At 68.1% G+C, this 22,683-nt stretch carries 24 protein-coding genes; 18 read left to right on the top strand and 6 right to left on the bottom strand.

What is annotated here, in order from left to right; translation table 11 throughout:
• The first annotated feature begins 15 nt into the window (after positions 1–15).
• A complete protein-coding gene (locus J8I82_RS17775) occupies positions 16–633 on the top strand; it encodes a pyridoxamine 5'-phosphate oxidase family protein (RefSeq protein WP_209759795.1) in 618 nt (205 codons plus the stop codon).
• Here J8I82_RS17775 and J8I82_RS17770 read toward each other — a convergent pair.
• Positions 630–2,075 carry a CoA transferase gene (locus tag J8I82_RS17770; RefSeq protein WP_209759792.1) on the bottom strand — a complete coding sequence of 482 codons (1,446 nt, stop codon included), beginning with the start codon at positions 2,073–2,075 and terminating at the stop codon, positions 630–632. The two genes, J8I82_RS17775 and J8I82_RS17770, sit on opposite strands and share 4 nt — an antisense overlap.
• Before the next feature lie 260 nt (positions 2,076–2,335).
• Between J8I82_RS17770 and J8I82_RS17765 the strand changes: the two genes are divergently transcribed.
• From J8I82_RS17765 to J8I82_RS17735, 7 genes are all read left to right on the top strand, one after another.
• Positions 2,336–4,093 carry a glutamine--tRNA ligase/YqeY domain fusion protein gene (locus tag J8I82_RS17765; protein WP_209759790.1) on the top strand — a complete coding sequence of 586 codons (1,758 nt, stop codon included), beginning with the start codon at positions 2,336–2,338 and terminating at the stop codon, positions 4,091–4,093.
• The gene (locus J8I82_RS17760; protein WP_209759788.1) at positions 4,093–4,329 is read left to right on the top strand and encodes an RNA-binding S4 domain-containing protein; all 237 of its coding nucleotides are present in this window, start codon (positions 4,093–4,095) and stop codon (positions 4,327–4,329) included. The genes J8I82_RS17765 and J8I82_RS17760 overlap by 1 nt, the downstream gene beginning before the upstream one ends.
• Positions 4,330–4,392: 63 nt before the next feature.
• Positions 4,393–4,776, top strand: coding sequence for an MAPEG family protein (locus J8I82_RS17755; protein ID WP_209759785.1), 384 nt, complete (start codon positions 4,393–4,395; stop codon positions 4,774–4,776).
• A 3-nt stretch (positions 4,777–4,779) separates the two neighbouring features.
• Complete coding sequence (locus tag J8I82_RS17750; RefSeq protein WP_209759783.1) at positions 4,780–5,379, top strand: YceI family protein; 600 nt, start codon at positions 4,780–4,782, stop codon at positions 5,377–5,379.
• 99 nt (positions 5,380–5,478) lie between these two features.
• Positions 5,479–5,787: a hypothetical protein gene (locus J8I82_RS17745; RefSeq protein WP_209759781.1), complete on the top strand. Its 309-nt coding sequence runs from the start codon at positions 5,479–5,481 to the stop codon at positions 5,785–5,787.
• Positions 5,788–5,925: 138 nt separating this feature from the next.
• Positions 5,926–6,474, top strand: coding sequence for a YaeQ family protein (locus tag J8I82_RS17740; protein ID WP_063240456.1), 549 nt, complete (start codon positions 5,926–5,928; stop codon positions 6,472–6,474).
• A 73-nt stretch (positions 6,475–6,547) separates the two neighbouring features.
• Positions 6,548–6,895 (top strand): FKBP-type peptidyl-prolyl cis-trans isomerase, encoded by a 348-nt coding sequence (locus J8I82_RS17735; protein ID WP_018008195.1) that lies wholly within the window; start codon positions 6,548–6,550, stop codon positions 6,893–6,895.
• Positions 6,896–6,967: 72 nt separating this feature from the next.
• Here J8I82_RS17735 and J8I82_RS17730 read toward each other — a convergent pair whose 3' ends face one another.
• Positions 6,968–7,288 (bottom strand): hypothetical protein, encoded by a 321-nt coding sequence (locus J8I82_RS17730; RefSeq protein ID WP_209759779.1) that lies wholly within the window; start codon positions 7,286–7,288, stop codon positions 6,968–6,970.
• A gap of 268 nt (positions 7,289–7,556) precedes the next feature.
• Here J8I82_RS17730 and J8I82_RS17725 point away from each other — a divergent pair, with 268 nt between their 5' ends.
• Positions 7,557–8,348 (top strand): gamma-glutamylcyclotransferase, encoded by a 792-nt coding sequence (locus tag J8I82_RS17725; RefSeq protein WP_245179860.1) that lies wholly within the window; start codon positions 7,557–7,559, stop codon positions 8,346–8,348.
• A gap of 17 nt (positions 8,349–8,365) precedes the next feature.
• Positions 8,366–9,163 carry an ankyrin repeat domain-containing protein gene (locus J8I82_RS17720; protein ID WP_209759775.1) on the top strand — a complete coding sequence of 266 codons (798 nt, stop codon included), beginning with the start codon at positions 8,366–8,368 and terminating at the stop codon, positions 9,161–9,163.
• A 256-nt stretch (positions 9,164–9,419) separates the two neighbouring features.
• Here J8I82_RS17720 and J8I82_RS17715 read toward each other — a convergent pair whose 3' ends face one another.
• Positions 9,420–11,114: a long-chain fatty acid--CoA ligase gene (locus tag J8I82_RS17715; protein WP_209759773.1), complete on the bottom strand. Its 1,695-nt coding sequence runs from the start codon at positions 11,112–11,114 to the stop codon at positions 9,420–9,422.
• A gap of 199 nt (positions 11,115–11,313) precedes the next feature.
• Here J8I82_RS17715 and trxA point away from each other — a divergent pair, with 199 nt between their 5' ends.
• Both trxA and J8I82_RS17705 read left to right on the top strand, forming a co-directional pair.
• Entirely contained in the window at positions 11,314–12,159 is an 846-nt protein-coding gene (gene trxA / locus J8I82_RS17710) for a thioredoxin (protein ID WP_209759771.1), read from the top strand.
• A 17-nt stretch (positions 12,160–12,176) separates the two neighbouring features.
• Complete coding sequence (locus tag J8I82_RS17705) at positions 12,177–12,554, top strand: cupin domain-containing protein (RefSeq protein ID WP_209759769.1); 378 nt, start codon at positions 12,177–12,179, stop codon at positions 12,552–12,554.
• Positions 12,555–12,567: 13 nt separating this feature from the next.
• Here J8I82_RS17705 and J8I82_RS17700 read toward each other — a convergent pair whose 3' ends face one another.
• Positions 12,568–13,008, bottom strand: a complete 441-nt coding sequence (locus J8I82_RS17700; RefSeq protein ID WP_209759767.1) for a bacteriohemerythrin — start codon at positions 13,006–13,008, stop codon at positions 12,568–12,570.
• A 137-nt stretch (positions 13,009–13,145) separates the two neighbouring features.
• Between J8I82_RS17700 and J8I82_RS17695 the strand changes: the two genes are divergently transcribed.
• Positions 13,146–13,724: a P-loop nucleotide/nucleoside kinase family protein gene (locus J8I82_RS17695; protein WP_209759765.1), complete on the top strand. Its 579-nt coding sequence runs from the start codon at positions 13,146–13,148 to the stop codon at positions 13,722–13,724.
• Positions 13,725–13,752: 28 nt separating this feature from the next.
• Here J8I82_RS17695 and tcdA read toward each other — a convergent pair whose 3' ends face one another.
• Positions 13,753–14,646, bottom strand: a complete 894-nt coding sequence (gene tcdA, locus J8I82_RS17690) for a tRNA cyclic N6-threonylcarbamoyladenosine(37) synthase TcdA (RefSeq protein WP_209759763.1) — start codon at positions 14,644–14,646, stop codon at positions 13,753–13,755.
• Positions 14,647–14,895: 249 nt separating this feature from the next.
• On the opposite strand from tcdA, the gene J8I82_RS17685 reads away from it, so the two are divergent.
• From J8I82_RS17685 to J8I82_RS17665, 5 genes are all read left to right on the top strand, one after another.
• Positions 14,896–17,274: an AsmA family protein gene (locus J8I82_RS17685; protein ID WP_209759761.1), complete on the top strand. Its 2,379-nt coding sequence runs from the start codon at positions 14,896–14,898 to the stop codon at positions 17,272–17,274.
• A 334-nt stretch (positions 17,275–17,608) separates the two neighbouring features.
• Positions 17,609–18,799 carry an MFS transporter gene (locus J8I82_RS17680; protein WP_209760029.1) on the top strand — a complete coding sequence of 397 codons (1,191 nt, stop codon included), beginning with the start codon at positions 17,609–17,611 and terminating at the stop codon, positions 18,797–18,799.
• Positions 18,800–18,945: 146 nt separating this feature from the next.
• Positions 18,946–19,584: a pyridoxamine 5'-phosphate oxidase gene (pdxH, locus tag J8I82_RS17675; RefSeq protein ID WP_209759759.1), complete on the top strand. Its 639-nt coding sequence runs from the start codon at positions 18,946–18,948 to the stop codon at positions 19,582–19,584.
• Between the two features lie 213 nt (positions 19,585–19,797).
• Positions 19,798–21,039 carry an SAM-dependent methyltransferase gene (locus tag J8I82_RS17670; protein ID WP_209759757.1) on the top strand — a complete coding sequence of 414 codons (1,242 nt, stop codon included), beginning with the start codon at positions 19,798–19,800 and terminating at the stop codon, positions 21,037–21,039.
• A gap of 23 nt (positions 21,040–21,062) precedes the next feature.
• Positions 21,063–22,097: a DUF72 domain-containing protein gene (locus tag J8I82_RS17665; RefSeq protein ID WP_209759755.1), complete on the top strand. Its 1,035-nt coding sequence runs from the start codon at positions 21,063–21,065 to the stop codon at positions 22,095–22,097.
• 7 nt (positions 22,098–22,104) lie between these two features.
• On the opposite strand, the gene msrA is transcribed toward J8I82_RS17665, so the two are convergent.
• Positions 22,105–22,647, bottom strand: coding sequence for a peptide-methionine (S)-S-oxide reductase MsrA (gene msrA / locus J8I82_RS17660; RefSeq protein ID WP_209759753.1), 543 nt, complete (start codon positions 22,645–22,647; stop codon positions 22,105–22,107).
• Positions 22,648–22,683: the final 36 nt, after the last annotated feature.

Below are 22,683 nucleotides of genomic sequence, written 5' to 3'. Positions count from 1 at the left end.
TCGCCCCGATCCGCCATGTCCTCGCACGCCATCACCTCCCTGGCCGAACTGGAAGCGCTCTACGCCCAGCCCGCGGCGCCGTCGCTGTCAAAGGAAATCGACTACCTGCACCCGCACTACCGCGCCTTTATCGAGGCCGCACCGTTCTGCCTGCTGTCGACCGTCGCCGCCGACTGGGCCGAATGCTCGCCGCGGGGCGACACGCCCGGTTTCGTGCAGGTGCTGGACGAGCGTACGCTGCTGCTGCCCGACCGGCGCGGCAACAACCGCATCGACAGCCTGCGCAATATCGTGGCCGATCCGCGCGTGGGCCTGCTGTTCGTGATCCCCGGGGTCAACGAGACCATCCGCGTCAACGGCACCGCGCGGATCAGCGTCGACCCTGCGCTGATCGCGCGCTGTGTGGTCGACGGCAAGGCGCCGACCACGGTGCTGGTGGTCACGGTGCAGTCGGTGTTCTTCCAGTGCGCCCGCGCGCTGATCCGCTCGCGCCTGTGGGCCGAGGATGCGCAGGTGGCGCGGCAGACGCTGCCGAGCAACGGCGAGATCCTGGCCACGCTGAGCGAGAACGCCATCGACGGCGCCGCCTACGACCGCGAACTGCCCGAGCGGCAGCGCAACACGCTTTACTAACGCGGCAGCCACTCCGGCGCGTGGGTGCCGAGCGGCTCGGACGGCAGCGTCCAGCGCGCCGGCGTCTCGGACAGCTGCGCCGCGTGGCGCACCACGGTCAGCATGCCGAAGCCGGACGGCACGGCTTCGAGCCGGTCAGCGACATCGTCGATCTTCTGCTCGGGCGCCTTCAGCCCTTCCGGCATCCGCCCCAGCCCGCGCAGCCACTGCCCCACCTGCGCCAGCGACACGCGCACGTGCCAGCTGCCGCCTTCCACCGCGCGCCGGTGCAGCGCGGCCATCGCACCGAATGCCAGCAGGTAGCCCGCGGCATGGTCCAGCACCTGTGCCGGCAACGGGCGCGGCGTGTCGCTGCCGGCCGCTTCGGCCTCGGCCTGGTTGAAGCCGGTGGCGGTCTGCACCAGCGAATCGAAGCCGCGCTTGTGTGCCCACGGTCCGACGTGGCCATACGCGCTCAGCGACACATAGACGATGCCCGGACGCGCCCGCGCCGCGGCTTCCGGGCCCACGCCCAGCTCGGCCAGGCCGCCGGGCCGGTAGCCCTGCACTATCACGTCCGCACCGTGCAGCAGCTTGTGCAGCGTGCGCTTGTCGTCGGGGTCGCGCAGGTCGAGCTGGCAGCTGCGCTTGCCGCGCCCGGTGTCGATCACCAGCGGCGCGATCGACGGCAGGTGCGCGGCGGTGACAAGCAGCACGTCTGCACCATGCGCGGCCAGCGTGCGCCCGGCGACAGGGCCGGCGATGATGCGGGTGAAGTCGAGCACGCGCACGCCAGACAGCGGCCGCGCATCGGCGGATGCGGACGGTGCGGGCGGTGATAATGGCTGTGGCGGCGCATCGCCGATGCGTTCCAGCGTCACCGGCGGCAGGCCGCGCAGCGCAGCGGCCTGCGGATGGCGGTCCCATTCGTCGAAGCTGCGCAGGGCGGCAACCACCAGGCCGGCGTCGGACGCGGCGGTTTCGAAAGTCTCGGCCTCCCATTTTTCCAGCGCCGCCTGCACCGCCGCCTTGTCATAGGCACAGCCCAGCAAGCGCAGCACGCCGTCCCGGTGATGCGGGAAATTGGTGTGCAGCCGGACCCAGCGTCCGTCGCCGCAGCGGTAGACGCCGGCGATCTTGTCCCACAGCTCCGGCGCGGGACCGCCGTCTACACGCAGGTAGCGCTCGCTGCGAAACTCGGTGATCGCGTGGCGCATGTCGACGCTGACGTCCTGCCAGCGGCCGCTGCGGCATTGCCACAGCGTGGCGGCGGCCAGCGCGGAAGCGGCCAGGCTGGCCTGCGCCGCGGTCCCCACGGCAAAGCTTGAAGGCAGCACCGGCTCGGCGCCGTCCAGGCGCAGGTGAGCCAGTGCCTCGTCGGGCAGGCCGGCATCGCGCCACAGCGCGGCAACGACATCGTGGGGCATGGGCGGCACTTGTGCCGCATCGGTATGGGCGTTCATGGGCGTTCCTGCTGCGATGAAGGACTGGCGGCCGTGGCCGGCCGGCACGGGTCTCCATGCTACTCCGACACGTCACTTTCGGTGCGGCCAACCTTCACTCGCAATGGACCAGACCAGAAATGAGCCGATGCTCACCGCGTGCGGCGCCGCCGGCACGGTAAAATCCCGGTATTGGCATTCCGCCACGCAATCTGACGACCCGTCCGGCCACCGTATCGATCCATTCCGTCGATCCATCCGGCCGGCCAACCGGCGCCACCATGAGCCACGACAACAAGCCTACCGACAGCACCCCAGCCGCCTCCAACTTCCTGCGGAGCATCATCGACCAGGACCTCGCCGCCGGCACCTACGCCGGCCGCCAGGACAAGCAAGGCGAGCCGCTGCCGACCGTCATCACCCGCTTCCCGCCGGAGCCCAACGGCTACCTGCATATCGGCCATGCCAAGAGCATCTGCCTGAACTTCGGGCTGGCGCGCGACTATGGCGGCCGCTGCCACCTGCGCTTCGACGACACCAACCCGGTCAAGGAAGACACCGAATACGTCGATTCGATCATCGACGCCGTGCACTGGCTCGGCTTTTCCTGGGACAGCGAAGGCAAGGACGGCCAGAAGCAGCCGCACCTGTACTACGCCAGCGACTACTTCGATCAGCTCTACGCCTTTGCCGAGACGCTGATCGAGCGTGGCGCCGCCTACGTGGACAGCCAGTCAGCCGAGCAGATCGCCGCCAGCCGCGGCAACTTCTCCGAGCCGGGCAAGCCCTCGCCCTACCGCAACCGCACTGTCGAGGAAAACCTGCAGCTGTTCCGCGACATGCGGGCGGACAAGTACGGCGACGGCGAGCACGTGCTGCGCGCGAAGATCGACATGACCGCCCCCAACATCGTGATGCGCGATCCCGTGCTCTACCGCATCCGCCACGCGCATCACCACCGCACGGGCGACAAGTGGTGCATCTATCCGATGTACGACTTCACCCACTGCATCTCGGATGCGCTGGAGAACATCTCGCACTCGCTGTGCACGCTGGAGTTCGAAAACAACCGCCCGCTCTATGACTGGGTGCTGGAGCACCTGCGTGACGCCGGCGTGTTCCGCGACCCGCTGCCGCACCAGTATGAGTTCGCGCGGCTGAACCTCACCTACGCCATCACCAGCAAGCGCCGGCTCAAGCAGCTGGTCGACGAGAACCGTGTCGATGGCTGGGACGACCCGCGCATGCCCACGCTGGTCGGCGTGCGCCGCCGCGGCTATACGCCGGAATCGATCCAGCTGTTCTGCGACCGCGTCGGCGTGGCCAAGGCCGACAGCTGGATCGACATGAGCACGCTCGAAGGCTCGGTGCGCGACGACCTGGACGGCCGGGCCGCGCGTGGCGTGGCCGTGCTGGACCCGCTCAAGCTGATCATCGACAACTACCCCGAGGGCCAGAGCGAGGAGTGCTCGGCCCCGGTCCATCCGAAGAAGCCGGAACTGGGCAAGCGTGTGTTCCCGCTGTCACGCGAGCTGTGGATCGAGCGCGAGGACTTCAACGAGACCCCGCCCAAGGGCTATTTCCGCCTGTTCCCGGGCAACAGGGTGCGGCTGAAGTACGGCTACGTGATCGAATGCACCAGCGTGGACAAGGACGCTGACGGCAACGTCATCGCCGTGCGTGCCAACTACCTGCCCGATACCAAGAGCGGCACGCCGGGCGCCGACAGCGTCAAGGTCAAGGGCGTGATCCACTGGGTCAGCGCCGCGCATGGCTACGAGGCCGAGGTGCGCCTGTACGACCGCCTGTTCAACGACCCCAACCCGGACGCCGGCGGCAAGAACTTCCTGGATGCGCTCAACCCCGATTCCAAGAAGGTGGTCACCGCCTACCTGGAGCCGGGCCTGCGCGAGGCGCAGCCGGAAGACCGCTTCCAGTTCGAACGCCACGGCTACTTCGTCGCGGACCGCAATGACTCACAGCCGGGCAAGCCGGTCTTCAACCGCATCGTCGGGTTGAAGGACAGCTGGGGCAAGTGATGGGCAAATCAACTCCGGTACAGACCATCACCTTCCCGCTAGAGGGCGAATTCATTGCCCTCAACGACCTGCTCAAGCTGGCTGGCGTGTGCGACAGCGGCGGCGCCGGCAAGGCGCTGGTCGCCGCCGGCGAAGTCTCGGTGGACGGCGCGCATGAATCGCGCAAGACTGCGAAGATTCGCGCCGGGCAGGTGGTAGGCCTGGCGGGCATCGAGATACGCGTGGTCGCCGCCTGATCGCGCTACGGCCGTGGCGGCCGACCCGGCTGCTGCGGCACTGCAACGGAAAGGACCGAAACCATGCCGATCGCGTTCTGGTGCGTCTTGCTCGCCGGCGTGCTGCCGCTGGCCACGGTAGCCATCGCCAAGCGCAGCGGGCCGGGTTTCGATAACCATGACCCGCGCGGCTGGCTCGACCGGCAGTCTGGCCGGGCGCGCCGCGCCGACATGGCGCATCGCAATCACTTCGAGGCCTTCCCGTTCTTTGCCGCGGCGGTGCTCACCGCCAGCTACCTGCAGGCGCCGCAGGCGCGCATCGACGAGCTGTCGATGGTCTTCATCCTCACCCGCCTCCTCTACACCGTGTGCTACCTGACCGATCGGGCCACGCTGCGCTCGCTGTGCTGGACCATCGGATACCTGTCGGTAGTGGGGATCTTCCTGCTGCCGGTGTTCGTGCACTGAGCCATGGCGGCACCCGCCCCACTCCTGGCCGCTGTTGCGGTCGCACTGCTTGGCAGCGCCGGCGTCAGGGCTGCGCCGGTCGAGTATGTCCTCGACCCCGTCCACACCTCGGTCTATTTCGGCGCCAGCCATTTCGAGCGCAGCTCGGTGCGCGGGCGCTTCGGCAAGATCGACGGCCGCATCGTCTACGACGCCGACAGCGGCGCCGGCGCGGTCGACGTGACCGTCGACCTGGCCTCGGTCGATACCGGCAACCGCACGCTCGACGGCGTGCTGCGTTCGGCACAATTCTTCGATATCGCGCAATTTCCGCTGGCGCGGCTGCGTGCCGATCGCTTTATCAGCGACGGCGGCCGGCTCGTGGCGGTGGAAGGCGAGCTGAGCCTGCACGGCGTCACCCGTCCGGTCCGGCTGCAGGCCGAGCGCTTCCGTTGCGGCGAAGTCACGGTGTTCGGCGTGACGCGGCAGGTGTGCGGCGGCGACTTCCGTGCCGAAGTGCCGCGCAGTGCCTTTGGCATGACCCGCTTCGTGCCCGACGCGGGCGACATCGTGACGCTCCATGTGGCGATCGAGGCATCGCCGGCGAGCAGTCCCGCGCGCTAGCCTAACGCGTCACCTGCCGGACAGATTTCTCTTGTAGAATCAGCGCTTTGCCAAATCCCTGCCACGCCGCCGCGTGTGCGGCAACGCGAGACAGAGACCATGTTCGAGATCCATTCCGGCGACATCGTCGCGGCCGCCCTGGCCGCCGCTGGCGCCTGCGTGCTGTGCAGCATTCCGGGCGAATTCCTGCGCCGCTTCCCGCTGTGGGCGGTGCGCACCTATGGCCGCGGCGCCCTGCTGATGCCGTTCCTGGCCATGATGGTCGGCACCTGGCTGTTCCGCCTCGGCGTGGCCGGCCAGCTCGATACCGACGCCGGCCAGGCGCTGGTGGTGGCAGCCGGCTTTCTGACCACCCTGCTGCTGTCGGCGCTGCTGCGCTTCTACCTGAAGGAATACCGCAAGCGCTGAGGCGTCCCCGGCCGGCCGTTTGTGCCGGCTGGCCCACCTTGTCCTGCCCACGCGCGTACGGCGGCGCCGCCGAATCGCGTATGATGCGGCCTTTCGCGTTCCGCGCCGCCGGCCGGACGCAGCCGCACACCTCACTTCATGGCGCTCAAGTCCACCATCTTCAAAGCCGAGCTGGCCGTCTCCGACATGGACCGCCCCTACTACGGCAGCCACAGCCTCACTATCGCCCAGCATCCGTCCGAGAATGACGCGCGCATGATGGTGCGCGTGCTCGCCTTCGCCTGCGAAGCCACCGAGACGCTGGCCTTTACCCGCGGCCTGGACGAGCCCGACGAGCCCGACCTGTGGGACAAGCGCCTGACCGGCGACATCGCCCACTGGGTCGAGCTGGGCCAGCCCGACGAAGCGCGCCTGAAGCGCGCCGCCGCCCGCGCCGAGCGCGTGACCGTCTACACGTACAGCGGCGCCAGCGCGCGCGAGTGGTGGAAGGGCATGGCGGGCAAGGCCGGCAAGCTGCGCAACGTCACCGTCTACAATGTCCCGACGGAAGCGGTCGACGCGCTCGCCGCGCTGGCACAGCGCGCGATGCGCCTGTCGGTCACGATCCAGGATGGCGATATCTGGGTCGCCGACGACGACCGCAACGTGCAACTGCAACTGGACGTGCTGCAGCGCGCCCAGGATTGAACGAGGCGGCCACCGCCGCGCTCCCGATTCACCTCGACTGGTCCCTGCCAGTTTTCATCGGAAGGAAATCACCATGCAAACCACGCCCTCTGGCCTGCAATACGAAGACACCACCGTCGGCTCCGGCGCCGAAGCCACCGCCGGCAAGCACGTCACCGTGCACTACACCGGCTGGCTGTACGAGAACGGCCAGGCCGGCCGCAAGTTCGATTCGAGCAAGGACCGCAACGACCCGTTCGTGTTCCCGCTGGGCGCCGGCCACGTGATCCGCGGCTGGGACGAAGGCGTGCAGGGCATGAAGGTGGGCGGCGTGCGCCGCCTGGTGATCCCGGCCGACCTCGGCTACGGTGCGCGCGGCGCCGGCGGCGTGATCCCGCCGAACGCGACGCTGCTGTTTGAAGTGGAACTGCTGGCGGTCTGATCGCCGCCGCGTCGCTCCCGCGTGGGCGGGAGCGACAATAAGGGGCGCGCGCCGCGCGCCTCGGTACCGGACTCAGAAACCGATGGCGGCGTTGCCGACATCGACGCGGACCTTGTCGCGGTCCAGCAGCCGCGCCGCATGGCGCGCATAGTCCTGGGCCCAGGCAGGATCGCCGGAGAAGCGCGATTCTCCGGAAAACTTGGCGACGTTCAGGATCTTGTCGATCACCAGCACCTTGCCGACCGGGCTCGACGCCTGGCAATCCAGCTCGGTGTACTCCCGGTCGAACCAGCGCCACGCCGCATCCTCGCCGACCGCGGCCAGCTCGTCCGTGCCGATCGTGAACTCATACTCCTTGCCGCTGCCGAACACCACCGTAAGCGTACGCGCCATCGCAGCTTCCTCCTGGTTGGATTGAGGCTCCCATTGTAAAGACTGCCCGCCACCGCGGGCCAGCAAAACGCCCCGGGCTGACCGAGGACAAGCATGCGCGGGCGCGCATCGGTCCCGCCATCACGCCGGGTGGCAAGGCCGCTACGCGGCGGCGACCGTTGCCTAACGCCCACACCGATGCCGCCGACTCAGGCATTTCCGGGAAAAACTGGCACTTATGTCATTTCCCGCACCTGCCCGGGACGCTGCTTTGATTTATGCTTGCAGCATGGCCATTACGCGACAGGACCTCGAATCCGACCGGCTGCGCACCTCGCTGTGCAGTACCCCGGTCGCGTCCTCGCTGTTGCCCGAGCACGTGCTGGAGCAGTCCCTCTGCGACGCGCTGGCATGCAAGCCCGAAGATCCCGCCCTCGGTGGCGATGTCTGGGTATTCGGCTATGGCTCGCTGATCTGGAACCCGATGGTGGTGCACACCGAGCGCCGGCGCGCGACCGTGCATGGCTACCACCGTGGCTTCTATCTCTACTCCCGCATCAACCGCGGCACCTGGGACAACCCGGGGCTGGTACTGGGCCTGGATCGCGGTGGCTGCTGCCACGGCATGGTGTTCCGCATCCCCAGCCACGTGGTCGAACAGGAATTCCGCGTGCTGTGGCGCCGCGAAATGCTGACCGGGGCCTACCACCCGCGCTGGCTGCGCATCCGCACCGGCGCCGGTGGCCATGGTGAGGGAGATTGGGAGCCTGAGCAACGCGCCCTGGCCTTTGTCATGAACCGCGCGCACGAGTCCTACGCCGGCCGGCTGCCTGACACCAGCGTGGTCGAGCGGCTACGCCACGCCGCCGGGCTGTACGGCCCGGCGCGCGAATACCTGCAGCAAACCCTGCTGGGGCTGGCCACCAACGGCGTCGATGACCCCTATCTGGGCCGGCTGTGGCGCCAGCTCCAGGCGGACGATGCCGCCGATGCCGAAAGCGCTGCCGGCAGGGCGGGCACCGCCGGCACCCGCACGGACGACACTCCGCCCTTGCCGGCCCGGCCTCGCGAAACCGTCTGAGCCCAGGAGTTCCCGCCATGACGCCCCCCGCCGCCCGCAGCCGCAGACAGGTACTCAACGAGATGCTGGGCCTGATGGGCTTGCTGGTCGGGGGCAGCCTGCTGGCGGCACAGGGCGGCCAGACTCTGGCGGCACGACCCGGGGCCGGCGCCGCGAGCCAGCCCGGCGCCGCGCGGCAGCGCGGCACGGCGCGCGCACCGCTGCGCAACGATGGCCTGAGCGCACTCGACCGCAACCTGATCACCGCCGCCGGCATCGGCGACCAGGACATGGTGGCGCGCCTGCTGGCCGCGGGCGCCACCGCGCGCGCCGCCGACGAACGCGGACGCAGCGCGCTGCTGGCCGCCGTGCAAAGCCGCCACGTCGAAGTCGCGCGGATGCTGATGCTGGCCGGCGCGGACGTGAACCACAAGGACGCCGACGCCAACAGCCCCTTCCTGCTCGCCGCCGCCAGTGGCCAGGCCGAGATCGTACGGCTGGCGCTGGCGCATGGCGCGGACCTGGCCAGCACCGACCGCTACGACGGCACCGCGCTGATCGGCGCGAGCCAGCAGGGCCATGTGGAAGTGGTGAAGCTACTGCTGAAAGCAGGCATTGCCGTCGACCACGTCAACAATCTTGGCTGGACGGCTCTGCTTGAGGCGGTGGTGCTGGGCGATGGCAGCACGCGCTACGAGGAAACGGTGCAGCTGCTGCTGGATGCCGGCGCCGACGCCAACCTGGCCGACCGCGAAGGCGTGACGCCGACCCGCCACGCCCGCGAGCGGGGGTACAAGACGATGGTGAAGATGCTGATGCGGGTGCGGGGACATTGAGCCTTGCCCGGAGCGGTCGCATGCCAATTGGGTGCTCCCTCTCCCGCGCGCGGGAGAGGGTTGGGGTGAGGGCCGGGGGCCGGGGGCCGGCCGGAGCCACCATGCTGGAGAAAACCGTTGGCCTTGCTTTTTTTGGTTCCTCGCTAATCCCCCCCTCACCCCGACCCTCTCCCCGTGAGGGGAGAGGGAGAACACCTTGCTGAGGCTAGTTCGAGCGGCTTTGGTGGACCCGAAACCGTTGGCTTCGTTTTTCGTCCTAGACGCCAGCCCGCGCGTTCTCGCTCTCCTGCAGTTGCCGCCACATCACCTTGCCCGTTCCCGACTTGGGCAGCGCATCCACGAACTCCACTACCCGCGGATATTTGTACGCGGCCATGTTTTCCTTGGCCCAATCGATGATCTCATCCGGCGTGGTCTTGCCCCTGGCATGGGCGCGCAGCACCACCACCGCCTTGACGGTCTCGCCGCGATATGGGTCGCGTGTGCCGATGATGCAGGCCTCCTGCACGTCGGGATGCTTGTACAGCAGGTTCTCCACCTCGGCCGGCCATACCTTGAAGCCCGACGCGTTGATCATGCGCTTGAGGCGGTCGGTGATGAAGTAGTAGCCCTCCTCGTCCATGCGCCCGAGGTCGCCAGTGCGGAAAAAGGTCTTGCCCTCGAATTCGATGAAGGCCTCGCGCGTGGCGTCTTCCTTGCCCCAGTAGCCCTTAAACACCTGCGGGCCGCTGACGATGATCTCGCCGATCTCGTTGGGCGGCAGTTCCTTGAGCGTGACGGGGTCGATCACGCGCGCGTCGGTGTTGAAGGTCGGCACGCCCAGGCACTGCAGCTTGGGCCGGTCCGACGGGTTGCTGTGCGTCGGCGCCATGGTCTCGGACAGGCCGTAGCCTTCCAGGTAGTGCAGCCCGAACTGCTCGCGCAGGCGCTCGGCCACGGCCTGCGGCATGGCCGCGCCGCCGCCGCCGATATAGCGCAGGCTCGACAGGTCGAACTGGGCCAGGTTGGGGCTGGCCAGGAAGTCGATCACCATGGTCGGGATATTGGTCCAGTGCGTGACCTGGTAGCGCGAGATCAGGCGGCCGGCCACCTCGCGGTCCCAGCGCGGCAGCATCACCACGGTGGCGCCGCTGTAGATCGGGCCGTTCATGCCGTACTGCATGCCGGTGACATGGAACAGCGGCAGCACCGACAGGATCACCGACTCGGCGCCCGAGCCCGACCAGGTCGCGCCGCCGACGATGTTGTGCATGACCGAGCGATGCGTATGGATGCAGCCCTTGGGGAAGCCGGTGGTGCCGGAGGTGTAAGGCATCACCGCCATATCGTCAGGCCCGGCGGTATGCGGCCCCGGCTGCAGGCCGGCGCCCAGCGCCTCGGCCCATGCGGTCGCGCCGGCGGGCAGCGCGTGCGGCGTGGTCAGCCACGCGGGGGGCGCGTCTTCAGGATGCTCGTGCGTGGGCGGCAGCGCGTCGGCGTACTGCGTCACCAGCAGGTGCTGCAGGCGCTCGGCCGGCGCCAGTTCCGCCACGGCCTGGTCCACGCCGGCGGCCAGGTCGGCCGTGCAGATTGCCACGCGCGCCTGCGCGTCGGTGACGTAGTGCTTGAATTCCTCGGCGCGGTTCATCGGGTTGACCGGCACCACTACGGCGTCGGCGCGCAGGATCGCGTAGTAGCTGACGATGAACTGCGGGCAGTTCTGCATGTACAGCAGCACCCGTTCGCCCTTCTTCACGCCCGCCTTCTGCTGCAGCCAGCCGGCCAGCGCGGTGGCCTGCGCTTCCAGTTCACGGAAGGTGATGGCGTTGCTGAAATAGCGGACCGCCGCCTTGTCGGCATAGCGCAGCGCCGACACTTCCAGGTTGTACCAGAGCGACGTCTCGGGCAGCACGATGGCGGTCGGCAGGCGCTTTGGCCAGAACTGGAAATGCGGGCGGGCTGGGTTCTGCATGAAACGTCTCCTGTGCGTCGGTCTTCGGACCGGGTCTGTCGGTATGGCCAAGGACTATAACTGAACGATCGTTCTATTTTCAACCGCTGACTTTCCCGAACGCCGGCGAGCAGCTACGCAGGGCGACTATGGGCAGCCGTTGTATTTGGCGCCTTCGCCCTCACAATAGAGGGATCTCCGCCTCTTTCCAGGATTGTTCATGAGCGACGTCAACCTGCAGAATTTCGAGACCGAAGTGATCGATGCATCGCACCAGGCGCCGGTGCTGGTCGATTTCTGGGCACCCTGGTGCGGCCCCTGCCGCACGCTGGGCCCGATGCTGGAACGGCTGGAGGCGGAAGCTGAAGGCAGCTGGAAACTGGTGAAGGTCAATGTCGACGAGAACCAGGAACTGGCCGCGCATTTCGGCGTGCGCAGCATTCCCCATGTGGTGGCGATCGCCGACGGCCAGGCCGTAGACCAGTTCATCGGCGTGCTGCCGGAATCGGGACTGCGCGAGTTCCTGGGCCGGCTGGCGCCGGGCCAGGCCAGGTCGCCGCTGGCGGAGGCGCAGGAACTGGCCGCCGCCGGCAACCGCGACGGCGCCGAGACGCTGTTCGCCGAAGCGATTGGCGCGGATCCGGAATCCGATACTGCGCGGCTGGCCTATATCGGCTTCTTGCTGGACGGCAATGCCGTCGACCGGGCCCGGGCTGAATTCGCCGGGCTGTCGCCGCGTGCCGAGCAGGAAGACGGCTACGGCGCACTGCGCACGCGCATCGAAGCCATGGAGAACGCCGCCGGCCTGCCCGACGAGGCCACCCTTGCCGGCCGCATCGACGCCGATCCGCGCGACCTCGCGGCGCGGCTGGACTTGGCGCGGCTGATGATCGCGCGCCAGCAATACGAGCCGGCGCTGGAGCAACTGCTGGCAATCGTGCGCACCGACCGCGGCTTCGAGGACGATATCGGCCGCAAGACCATGCTGTCGGTATTCGAGATGCTGGCCGACCGGCCCGAAGTGGTGTCGCGCTGGCGCCGCCAGCTGAGCACGTCGCTGAACTGAACGGGGAGCCGATCGCCATGTCCACACCCCTCCTGGTCGATTTCAGGACCGAACGCGCCCCGACCCACGATCGTCCGCGGCCCGACCGGCTGGTGTCGGGCAATCCCGACCGCACCACATGGACGCACTACAGCGCCGAACACGGCGATTTCGATTGCGGCATCTGGGCCTGCGAGCCCGGCGCGTGGCGCATCGCCTTCCCGGCGGGCAAGGAAGAGTTCTTCCATGTGATCAGCGGGCGCATCCGCATCAGCGACGAATCCGGCCAGGCCAGCGAGTTCGGCCCGGGCGATGCCTGCGTGATCCCGGCGGGCTTTACCGGCCTGTTCCAGGTGCTGGAGCCGGTGCGCAAGTATTTCGTGGTGATCGACCGCGACGCGGCGCGGCCTGCCTGAGCCCAGGCGGGGTTCAGGCCGCCGCGGCCGGCCCTTCCACCAGCGTGAAGCCGTTCTCGCGCATATGCTCGACCATCATCGCGTCCATCGACTTGACGTGATGGTCGAACCAGCCTGACAGCTCGGACACCAGCCGGCGGCCCAGCCCGAATTCGCCGTCGGTATGAACCTTGTCGCGCACGGCGACGGCCACGGCCAGCACCTGCTGGTGCTCGCCCGCGTGGCAATGGCGCGGGCCGAAGCCCATCGCCTCCATCCACTGTTCTTCCTGCGCGAAATGGTGGCGCGTATGGTCGATCCACTCGTCCATCGCGGCCAGGAAGCCGGCATCCTCCGCACTGGCCACCGCGGCCAGCAATTGCACGAACTCGGCGTGGGTGGCATCGGTGACCGGTTCGCCGAGATGGAGGTCTTCGGGCAGGCCGGCGGAGGAGAGCTGGTCTTTGGCGTCCATGGGAAGCGACCTCAATCGAGAGGGAAATCTTTTGGGAAACGGCAAGGATACCGAATCGCCGCGGCCTGGACCTGATCTTGCGCAAGCCGGGCGGGTATGCTGTGGGGTATGCGCCCCGCCAGCCACCTGAATCGCCCATGCCACGACTGATCTTCTTCTGCGGCCACGCCGGCACCGGCAAGACCAGCCTCGCTCACCGCCTGATCGGCCCGCTGATGCAGGCCACCGGTGAGCCCTTCTGCCTGCTCGACAAGGACACGCTGTACGGCCGCTACAGTGCCGCGGCCATGGCCGCCATCACCGGTGATCCCAACGACCGCGACAGCCCGGCCTACCTCGACAACCTGCGCGACCCCGAATACCAGGGCCTGCTCGATACCGCGCGGGAAAACCTGGCGCTGGGCATCAGCGTACTGGTGATCGGCCCGCTGTCGCGCGAGATCCGCGCCCACCTGCTGAACGATCCGGAATGGCTGCAGGTGCCGCAAGCCACCACCGTCCGCATCGTCTGGGTACATCTGCCCGAGGACGAGGCGCACGCGCGCATCATCCGGCGCGGCAACCCCAACGACGCCTACAAGCTGCAGCACTGGGACACTTACCGCACGCGGCGCTTCATGCCGACCGCGGACGAATATCCCGAACTGATCTTCTTCGACAACCTGGCCCCGGGCGAGGCCGAGGTCGACGGCCTGCTGCGCGCATTGAGCGCCTGAACGTTGCGCACCTGATCGTTGTGCAACCTTAGCCGCGCGCAATCGCGCCGATCGCTGCCGACGCCGCCACGAAGCCGAACACGGCCGTCACCGCCACCGACGAGCCGAAGCCCGCACAGGCCAGTCCCTGCGGCCCGCTCGCAACCGGATGGCCGGCGTGTCCATCGTGCGGCGGCGCCTCGTCGATCTCGCAGGCCTGCTGCTCGGGCTCCGGATACTGCAGCGGCTCGTCGGAATAGACCGCGGCAATGCCGAACTTCTTCTTGGGGTCGCGGGTGAAGCCCCACTGCTTGCGCAGCCCCGCGCGCACCTTGGACAGCAGCGGATCCTGGATCGTGCGCGCCAGGTCGTCGATGCGCACGCGCGTCGGATCGAGCTGGCCGCCGGCGCCGCCGCAGGTGATCACCGGCACGCCTTGGCGGCGCGCCCAGCCCAGCATTTCGGTCTTGACGCGCACGGCGTCGATCGCGTCGATCACATAGTCATAGCCGGCGCCGAGCAGCTCGGGCACGTTGTCCGTGGTGACGAAGTCGTCGACCTGCGTCACCCGGCAGCGCGGATTGATGGCGACGATGCGCTCGGCCATGGCCTCGACCTTGGCGCGCCCGTAGGCATCGCCCAGCGCGTGGATCTGCCGGTTGGTATTGGAAAGCGCGATATGGTCGAGGTCGATCAGCGTGATGCCGCCGACCGCGTTGCGCGCCAGTGCCTCGGCGGCCCAGCTGCCTACGCCGCCGATTCCGACCACGCACACATGGGCGGCTTCCAGCCGCGCCAGCCCCGCAGCGCCATACAGCCGCGCCACCCCGCCGAAGCGGCGGTGATAGTCGTCGTCGGCCGGGCTTTCATGGGTCAGCGGCTCGGGCAGGCCAGGCAGATGGCCGGGGAGGTCGCCGGGCAAGGGGTGTGCGGCATCGTTCATGCTGGGGGCTCGGAGCGTGGGGACGAGGCGGCCGCGGCCGCGAGCTGCGCCGGTGGAAAAATCCGGCATTATCCGGCGGCGATGTCAGCCAATCCCCGACAAAGACGGGAAGCGCGCAACTATACAATAGACCTGCAGTGGTCCGTTCGCCGCCCCACGCAAGCCCAGGGAAGCCCAGGGAAGCCCAGGGAAGCCTTTGAGGGCCGGCCGGTACCAGCGGACCTGCCCCGCCATAGAGGAGCCCGCCTCATGCCCGTGCGCCGCAAGGTCGTCCTGTGGAGTGTGCTGACGCCGCTCGCGTTGATCGCGCTGCTGGTGATCCTGTTCCTGACCTTCGACTGGAACCGCGTCAAGCCCTGGCTCAACGACAAGGTTTCCGAGGCCATCGGCCGTCCCTTTGCCATCAACGGCGACCTTACCGTGACCTGGCGCCGCGGCGAGGGCGAGACCGGCTGGCATACGCTGGTGCCGTGGCCGCGCCTGTCGGCTCGCGACATCACCATCGCCAATACCGACTGGGCCAGCCAACCCAACCTCGCCACCGTACGCGAACTGATCTTCGTACTGCGCCCAATCCCGCTGCTGGCTCACCAGATCGCCGTGCCCACCATCGTCGTCGACAGCCCGGCGGTATGGCTGGAGCGGCTGGCCGATTCGCGCAACAACTGGACACTCGAGTTCGGCCCCAAGAAAGGCCCGTCGAAATGGGAACTGGATATCGGCGAGATAGTGCTGGCGCGCGGCAACCTGGCGCTGTCCGACCAGTTCAAGAAGATCGAGTTGCAGGCCCAGCTCGACACCATCGGCGACAACCCGCTTTATGAGAAGGCGCGCGACGGCGCACTGGTCGGACCGCAGGCGTCCGCGGTGCCGCCCGGGCCGCCCGCCAGCGGGGCGGCGGCATCCGCGCCATCCCCGCGATCCGCGTCGGCTCCGTCCGTGTCGGGGCCGTCCGCGTCGGCCCCGTCCGCATCGGGACCACCAGCCTCGGCCACCGCCGGCAACGACCGCTACGGCTTGCGCTGGAAAGCCACCGGCCGCTACAACGACGCCACCATCAATGCCAGCGGCAAGGCAGGGACCGTGCTGAGCCTGCGCAATACCGATGTGCCCTTCCCCTTCCTGGCCGATGTGCGCGTGGGCACCACGCGCGCGCTCATAGAAGGCACCGTGACCAATCCCGCCCACCTGGCCGCGGTCGACGTCCACCTCACGCTGGCGGGCGACAGCATGGCCAAGCTGTACGCGCTCACCGGCGTGGTGCTGCCGTCGACGCCGCCTTATGAAACCCGCGGCCGCCTGATGGCCACGCTGCGCAAGGAAGGCTCGATCTACGAGTACCAGAAGTTCACCGGCCGTGTCGGCGGCAGCGACCTGTCCGGCACGCTGACCTTCACCAAGCGCGAGCCGCGTCCGCTGCTGGCCGGGACCCTGCAGTCGAACCAGCTGCGCTTTGTCGACCTGGCGCCGCTGATCGGCGCCGACGCCGAGCCCGGGCGCCCGGCCAAGGACAGTCCGGTTCGGCAGCCGCCTGACAAGGCACTCCCGGTGGCGCCGTTCCGCACCGAGCGCTGGGACAAGATCGATGCCGACGTGCACTTTACCGGCAAGCGCATCATCCGCGACGCGGAGCTGCCCATCACCAACCTGGTCACCCGCCTGAAGCTGCAGGATGGGGTGCTGCGGCTCGATCCGCTCAACTTCGGCGTGGCGGGCGGCAACCTGGTGTCGACCGTGCGCCTGGACGGCAAGCGCGAGCCGATGGGCGCGGTGATCGACATGACCGCGCGCCACATGAAGCTCAAGCAGCTGTTTCCCACCATCGACCTGATGCGCGCCAGCATCGGTGAACTGAACGGCAGCGCCAAGCTGACGGCCACCGGCAATTCGGTCGGGGCACTGCTGGGCTCGTCCAATGGCGAGGCCAAGCTGCTGGTGGAGAACGGCACGGTCAGCAAGTTCATCCTGGAAGCGATCGGCCTGAATGTGGGCAGCCTGGTGGTCAACAAGCTGTTCGGCGACAGGCCGGTGCAGATCAACTGCGGCGTCAGCGACTTTGCCTTTACCAATGGCATCGCACGCGCGCGCACCTTCGTGCTCGATACCGACGATGCCGTCATCGTGACCACCGGCGGCATCGACCTGCGCAACGAGCGGCTGGCGCTGACGATCCATCCGGACTCCAAGGGCGTGCGCATCTTTTCGCTGCGTTCGCCGCTATACGTGGGCGGGACCCTGAAGAAGCCGACCGTCAGCCCCGACATCGGCGTGCTGGCGCTGCGCGCAGGCGGCGCGCTGTCGCTGGCGCTGCTGGCGCCGGTCGCCACCGCGGTGCTGCCGCTGGTGGACTTGTCGCCCGGCGGCGACAGCAGCAAATGCGGCGCGCTGCTGGCTGACCTGCGCAAGCGCCCGGTCGCGCCGCCACCCGGCAAGACCTATAGGGATCCGAAGGCAGGCGGCACCGCGGGCATGACCGCCGGCAAGCCGATTCCGCCGGAAACGCCTGGCACCGCCGCACAGGCCGAGGCGCAGGCCGGCCGCCCCGCACGCGTGGAGCGGCCGCCCGAGCGCGAAGCGCGCAAGCCATTGCGCCCGGACAACGACGCGGCGCTGTACAAGGGCGGTTAAGCCGCCCGGCACCCCCGGCGCCTCGCCGGGATTGTCGCCGCCCGGCGACATGTCTGCAGTTGTCTGAAGCGAAACCGCAACACTTCCGCTCGCTGCGACTTCCTGTCGCAGATTGCCGTTGTAACTCGCCCACGCGCGGCGCATAATTAAACGGCCATTTACAAGAAGTTTAAGCATGGCAAGCATCGGATGCGATGCGGTTCGTCCGTTTGCATCCTTCGGAAGGCGCGGCTGTGGCCGCCCTTTGTTTCCGCTTGTTTTCGTTTTGTTATCCGCCTCGGCACGGCCCCGGCCACGCATGAGCGCGGTTCCACGACACCACTCGCCCGCCCCCATGTCGCTGCCGCACGCTGCCGTCCCGCCGATCACCTGGCTGATCGCGCTGACGGTGTGCAACCACGTGGCATTCAACGCCAGCCGCGTGGTGGTGTCGCTGTTCGCGATTTCCCTCAAGGCTTCCACCGTCACGCTCGGCGTGCTGATGTCGCTGTATGCGCTGCTGCCGATGCTGCTGGCCATCCGCGCCGGCAAGCGCATCGACGAGATCGGCCCGCGCAAGCCGATGACCGCCGGCTCGCTGATGGTAGTGGCCGGCACGCTGCTGCCCGCGGTGTGGCATGAACTGGATGCGCTGTACCTGTCGTGCGCGCTGATCGGCGTGGGCTTCATGCTGGTCCAGGTGGCAATGCAGCTGCTGATCGGCCAGGTCTCGACCAACGACACGCGGCTGCGCAACTACACCTGGCATGCGCTCGGGCTGTCGGTGTCGGGTACGCTGGGGCCGGTGGCGATGGGCTACGTCATCGAGCATGCCGGTTTCCGCCCCGCCTTTGCCGTGCTGGTCGCGGTGGCGCTGGTCGGCCAGGCCGGCCTGCAGTGGGTGCGCCCGCGCCTGCCGGCGCAGGGTGGCAATGCCAGCCGCATTGCCATCGAGGACGGCAGCCGCCGTTCGACCCTTGACCTGCTGCAGTATCCCGAGCTGCGCGCCGTCTTTATTGCCAGCGCGGTGCTGTCGGCGGCATGGGACCTGCATGCCTTCCTGATCCCGATCCAGGGCTCGCGCATCGGGCTGTCGCCGTCATCGATCGGCTGGGTGCTGGGCGCCTTTGCCATGGCGACCCTGATCATCCGCGTGGCGATGCCGATCGTGTCGCGCCGCCTGTCGGAGTGGAAGATCATCCGCACCGCGCTGCTGGTGGGGGCGCTGGCCTACCTGGTCTACCCGTTCGTCACGCACTTCTGGCTGATGTGCGGGCTGGCCTTCGTGCTCGGGCTGGCGCTGGGCAGCGCGCAGCCCAATGTCATGAACATCCTGCACACGGTATCGCCGCACGGCCGCGCCGGCGAGGCGCTGGGGCTGCGCTCGGCGGTGCTCAATACCAGCCAGGTGGTATGGCCGCTGACCTTCGGCGTGGTCGGCACGGCGCTGGGCATGCTGCCGATCTTCCTGTCGATGGCCGGCGCCATGGGCGCGGCCGGATACTACTCGCGGCGCCAGGGACGCAGGACGCTGCCACCGGCGTGAACCCCTACCTGTTGTGACGCCGCCGGCACGCCTTGCCGACGCGCAAATGCGGCCCGCGAAGCATTCGCTATACTCGAATCAGCCGGACCTGCGCCCTCGCCCCCGGGCTCGCCGCGCATCCCGACCGATTCTCCGATGATTGCGACATGACTCAACTCGCCGACCTCCGCCGTACCTATGTCCTGGGCTCGCTGTCCGAAACCGACGTGGCCCCCGATCCGATGAGCCAGTTCAAGCGCTGGTTCGACGAGGCGGTCACGGCCAAGCTGCCCGAACCCAATGCCATGACGCTGGCCACCGTCAGCGGCGATGGCCAGCCCTCGGCACGCATCGTGCTGCTCAAGGGCATTGACGACCGCGGTTTCACCTTCTTCACCAACTACGAGAGCCGCAAAGGGCTGGACCTGGCGGCAAACCCGCGCGCCGCGCTGCTGTTCCACTGGGTGCAGCTGGAGCGCCAGGTGCGCGTGGAAGGCATTGTTGAAAAAGTTGCCGACGACGAGAGCGACGTCTATTTCGCCTCGCGCCCCCTCGGCTCGCGCGTGGGCGCGTGGGCTTCCGAACAAAGCCGCGAAGTGCCCGGCCGCGACGTGCTGGAGCAGCGCGAGCAGGAATACCGCAGCAAGTTCGGCGACAACCCGCCGCGCCCGCCGCACTGGGGCGGCTACCGGCTGGTGCCGACCGCACTGGAGTTCTGGCAGGGGCGTCCGTCGCGCCTGCATGACCGCATCGTCTATCGCGTCCACCCAGGCGGAGCCTGGCAGATCGTGCGCCTGTCGCCCTGACGCGCTGGCCACCGGAGGTCCGAACGGGTCTGTCCCGGGGGCTTCCCGAGGGTGCGCTGCACTGCCCGCGGAATTCGACTAAAGTGGGACTGGCGTCGCTTGGTGAATTTTACGCAAGCGCTCGCGACGGACTCGGGTCAAGGCTCGGGGCAGTACCTGCCTTGTCCGGAGGATCGGTCGAGCGCGTGCCGCAACCATCGGGAGGTAAAGCGCATGTTTTTCAAGCAAGCCCTGGAAAAGCAACTCGACAGCTGGATCGCCGACCTGCGTGACAATGCCAACCTGCCGGTCTGCTTGCGCCTGTGGAATGGCACCGAATATGCCCTTGGCCATTTCGACAAGCCGCAGGTCACGCTGACCGTGCGCGAGGCCGCGGCACTGCCGCTGCTGCTGACGCCGAGCCTCGACAACCTGGGCGAGGCCTACGTGCAGGGCAAGATCGATTTCGACGGGCGGCTGGCCGACATCATCAAGGTGGGCTACGGCATGTCGGCGGCCGCCAGGCGGCGGGCCGGCGGCGCGCTGGCCAGGGTGGCGCAGCATTTCTCGCACACCAAGCAGGAAGACAGGGAATCGATCCAGTATCACTACGATGTCTCCAACGACTTCTACAAGCTCTGGCTCGATCCCAACATGGTGTATTCGTGCGCCTATTTCGAGAACGGCGACGAGGACCTGGCCACTGCGCAGCTCAAGAAGATCGACCATATCCTGACCAAGATCCAGCTGCAGCCGGGGCAGACGCTGCTGGATATCGGTTGCGGCTGGGGCGCGCTGGTGCTGCGCGCCGCGCAGAAATACGGGGCGCGCTGCGTGGGCATCACGCTGTCGCAGAACCAGTTCGAGCTGGCCACCGAGCGCGTCAAGGCGGCAGGACTGTCCGACCGCATCGAGATCCGGCTGCAGGATTACCGCGACACCACCGGCGCCTTCGACCGCATCACCAGCGTCGGCATGTTCGAGCATGTGGGCAAGGAAAACCTGCCCGGGTACTTCCGCCGCATGCGCGAACTGCTGGCCGATGACGGCTACGCGATGAACCACGGCATCACCTCGCCCGATCCCGACAACGGCCAGACGCCGATGGACGGCGCTGAGTTCATGGACCGCTACGTGTTCCCGCAAGGAGAACTGCCGCACATCGGGCTGGTACTGAAGACACTGGAGCAAGGCGGCCTGGAAGCGTTCGACGTGGAACTGCTGCGCCGCCACTACGCGCAGACGCTGCGCCACTGGGCCGATAATTTCGAGGCGAAGGGCGAAACCATCCGTGATATGGTTGGCGAGAAGAAGTACCGCATCTGGCGCGTCTACCTGGCCGGCTGCTCGCATGCCTTCGAGACCGACAAGATGTCGATCTACCAGGTGGTCTGCCACAAGGCCGGGCTGTCGTCGGGCACGGTGCCGTGGTCGCGCCGCTATATCTATGGGCAGCCCATCGGGCGCAACGACTGAACGATACCAAACCGATTGACCGATTGACCGAAGACCTGTTTAGCGGGCTGCCCGTGCCCGCCCCGCAACAAGCCCCCGCCCCTCCCGCTAAGTCTGTCCGCACCCAGGGCGTGCAACCCGCGCCGGTGGACGAGGCACTGCGCGCACTGTCGGCGCGCCTGCCCGCCAACCTTTATTTGGGCACCTCGTCGTGGGCATACCCCGGCTGGAACAAGCTGGTCTATGACGGCGAGTACGGCGACAGCATGCTGTCGCGCAAGGGGCTGGCCGCGTACTCGCGCCATCCGCTGCTGCGCGCGGCCGGGATCGATCGCGGCTTCTACGGGCCGATCCCGCTGGCGGACTACCTCTCCTACGCGGCGCAAGTGCCGGACGGCTTCCGTTTCGTGGTCAAGGCGCCAGCCAGCGTCTGCGACGCCTGGCTGCGCGGTACGGACGGCGCCGGCCGGCTCGCCAATGCGGCATTCCTGGATGCGGAGATCGCGGTGCGCGACTTCATCGCCCCGGCGACCGCCGGCCTCGGCGGCAAATGCGGGCCGCTGCTGTTCCAGCTGTCGCCGATGGGCAGGCTGGCGGACAGCGGCGTATTCCTGGAGCGGCTCGACGCGTTCCTGCGTGCGCTGCCGCCGCTGGACCCGTCCATCACGCCGCATGCCTGCTATGCCGTCGAGCTGCGCGACCCTGCGCTGCTGACACCGCGCTACATCAAGCTGCTGCGACGCCACGGCGCGCGCTTCTGCCTGTCGGCGCGCGACCGGCTGCCGGCGGTGCCGCGCCAGGCGGCTGCGCAGGCCTTGATGGACGAAGCCGGCCCCGGGCCGCTGCTGCTGCGCTGGATGCTGCATGCGGGCCGGCCGTACGCGTATGCCGAGAAGCTTTACACGCCGTTCGACCGCACCGTCGATGACGATCCGGGCACGCGCGACGCCATCGCTGACGTCGTGGCGCCTACCCTGCGCGCCGGCCAGCCTGCCATCGTCATCGTCAGCAACAATGCCGAGGGCTGCGCGCCGCTGAGCATCGTGCGGCTGGCCGAGGCCATCGCCGCACGGCTGTAGGCGTCCGCTACACCCGCAGCTTGGCGGCGAACTGCTTGCGGAACTTGGCCAGCTTGGGCGAGATCACGAAGGCGCAGTAGCCCTGGCTCGGGTGGTCCTGGAAGTAGTTCTGGTGGCCCTCTTCCGCGCGCCAGTATGGCTGCTCGGGCTCGACCTGGGTGACGATCGGCGCGTCGAAGACCTTGGCCGCGGCCAGCTCGCGCATCACGTACTCGGCGACGGCGCGCTGCGCTTCCGAGTGCGTGAAGATCACCGAGCGGTACTGCGGCCCGACGTCGTTGCCCTGCCGGTCCGGCGTGGTCGGATCGTGGATGGCAAAGAAGATCTCGACGATCTCGCGGAAAGTGATCACGGAGGGGTCGAAAGTGACGCGCACCACTTCGGCATGGCCGGTATCGCCTTCGCACACCTGCTGGTAGGTCGGGTGATCCACATGGCCGCCGGTATAGCCCGACTCCACCGCGACTACCCCCTTGACCTGCTGGTAGACCGCCTCCAGGCACCAGAAGCACCCGCCGCCCAGCGTGGCCGTATCCAATCGATGTTCCATGTGCGCCGCTCCCTTGCCTGATGTATGCCTATGTAA

This window comes from Cupriavidus consociatus (genome assembly GCF_017814975.1).
Taxonomy (GTDB): domain Bacteria; phylum Pseudomonadota; class Gammaproteobacteria; order Burkholderiales; family Burkholderiaceae; genus Cupriavidus; species Cupriavidus consociatus.
This window is presented reverse-complemented; position numbering and strand designations above follow the sequence as displayed.

What these genes read in the sequence shown, in the direction of transcription:
- J8I82_RS17715 (WP_209759773.1), bottom strand. Translation starts at nt 11,114, where the DNA reads ATGCAGAACCCAGCCCGCCCGCATTTCCAGTTCTGGCCAAAGCGCCTG.
- J8I82_RS17700 (WP_209759767.1), bottom strand. Translation starts at nt 13,008, where the DNA reads ATGGACGCCAAAGACCAGCTCTCCTCCGCCGGCCTGCCCGAAGACCTC.
- J8I82_RS17755 (WP_209759785.1), top strand. Translation starts at nt 4,393, where the DNA reads ATGCCGATCGCGTTCTGGTGCGTCTTGCTCGCCGGCGTGCTGCCGCTG.
- J8I82_RS17770 (WP_209759792.1), bottom strand. Translation starts at nt 2,075, where the DNA reads ATGAACGCCCATACCGATGCGGCACAAGTGCCGCCCATGCCCCACGAT.
- J8I82_RS17725 (WP_245179860.1), top strand. Translation starts at nt 7,557, where the DNA reads ATGGCCATTACGCGACAGGACCTCGAATCCGACCGGCTGCGCACCTCG.
- J8I82_RS17760 (WP_209759788.1), top strand. Translation starts at nt 4,093, where the DNA reads ATGGGCAAATCAACTCCGGTACAGACCATCACCTTCCCGCTAGAGGGC.
- J8I82_RS17740 (WP_063240456.1), top strand. Translation starts at nt 5,926, where the DNA reads ATGGCGCTCAAGTCCACCATCTTCAAAGCCGAGCTGGCCGTCTCCGAC.
- pdxH (WP_209759759.1), top strand. Translation starts at nt 18,946, where the DNA reads ATGACTCAACTCGCCGACCTCCGCCGTACCTATGTCCTGGGCTCGCTG.
- J8I82_RS17695 (WP_209759765.1), top strand. Translation starts at nt 13,146, where the DNA reads ATGCCACGACTGATCTTCTTCTGCGGCCACGCCGGCACCGGCAAGACC.
- J8I82_RS17705 (WP_209759769.1), top strand. Translation starts at nt 12,177, where the DNA reads ATGTCCACACCCCTCCTGGTCGATTTCAGGACCGAACGCGCCCCGACC.
- J8I82_RS17670 (WP_209759757.1), top strand. Translation starts at nt 19,798, where the DNA reads ATGTTTTTCAAGCAAGCCCTGGAAAAGCAACTCGACAGCTGGATCGCC.
- msrA (WP_209759753.1), bottom strand. Translation starts at nt 22,647, where the DNA reads ATGGAACATCGATTGGATACGGCCACGCTGGGCGGCGGGTGCTTCTGG.
- J8I82_RS17685 (WP_209759761.1), top strand. Translation starts at nt 14,896, where the DNA reads ATGCCCGTGCGCCGCAAGGTCGTCCTGTGGAGTGTGCTGACGCCGCTC.
- J8I82_RS17735 (WP_018008195.1), top strand. Translation starts at nt 6,548, where the DNA reads ATGCAAACCACGCCCTCTGGCCTGCAATACGAAGACACCACCGTCGGC.
- trxA (WP_209759771.1), top strand. Translation starts at nt 11,314, where the DNA reads ATGAGCGACGTCAACCTGCAGAATTTCGAGACCGAAGTGATCGATGCA.
- J8I82_RS17765 (WP_209759790.1), top strand. Translation starts at nt 2,336, where the DNA reads ATGAGCCACGACAACAAGCCTACCGACAGCACCCCAGCCGCCTCCAAC.
- J8I82_RS17720 (WP_209759775.1), top strand. Translation starts at nt 8,366, where the DNA reads ATGACGCCCCCCGCCGCCCGCAGCCGCAGACAGGTACTCAACGAGATG.
- J8I82_RS17775 (WP_209759795.1), top strand. Translation starts at nt 16, where the DNA reads ATGTCCTCGCACGCCATCACCTCCCTGGCCGAACTGGAAGCGCTCTAC.
- tcdA (WP_209759763.1), bottom strand. Translation starts at nt 14,646, where the DNA reads ATGAACGATGCCGCACACCCCTTGCCCGGCGACCTCCCCGGCCATCTG.
- J8I82_RS17745 (WP_209759781.1), top strand. Translation starts at nt 5,479, where the DNA reads ATGTTCGAGATCCATTCCGGCGACATCGTCGCGGCCGCCCTGGCCGCC.
- J8I82_RS17750 (WP_209759783.1), top strand. Translation starts at nt 4,780, where the DNA reads ATGGCGGCACCCGCCCCACTCCTGGCCGCTGTTGCGGTCGCACTGCTT.
- J8I82_RS17730 (WP_209759779.1), bottom strand. Translation starts at nt 7,288, where the DNA reads ATGGCGCGTACGCTTACGGTGGTGTTCGGCAGCGGCAAGGAGTATGAG.
- J8I82_RS17680 (WP_209760029.1), top strand. Translation starts at nt 17,609, where the DNA reads ATGTCGCTGCCGCACGCTGCCGTCCCGCCGATCACCTGGCTGATCGCG.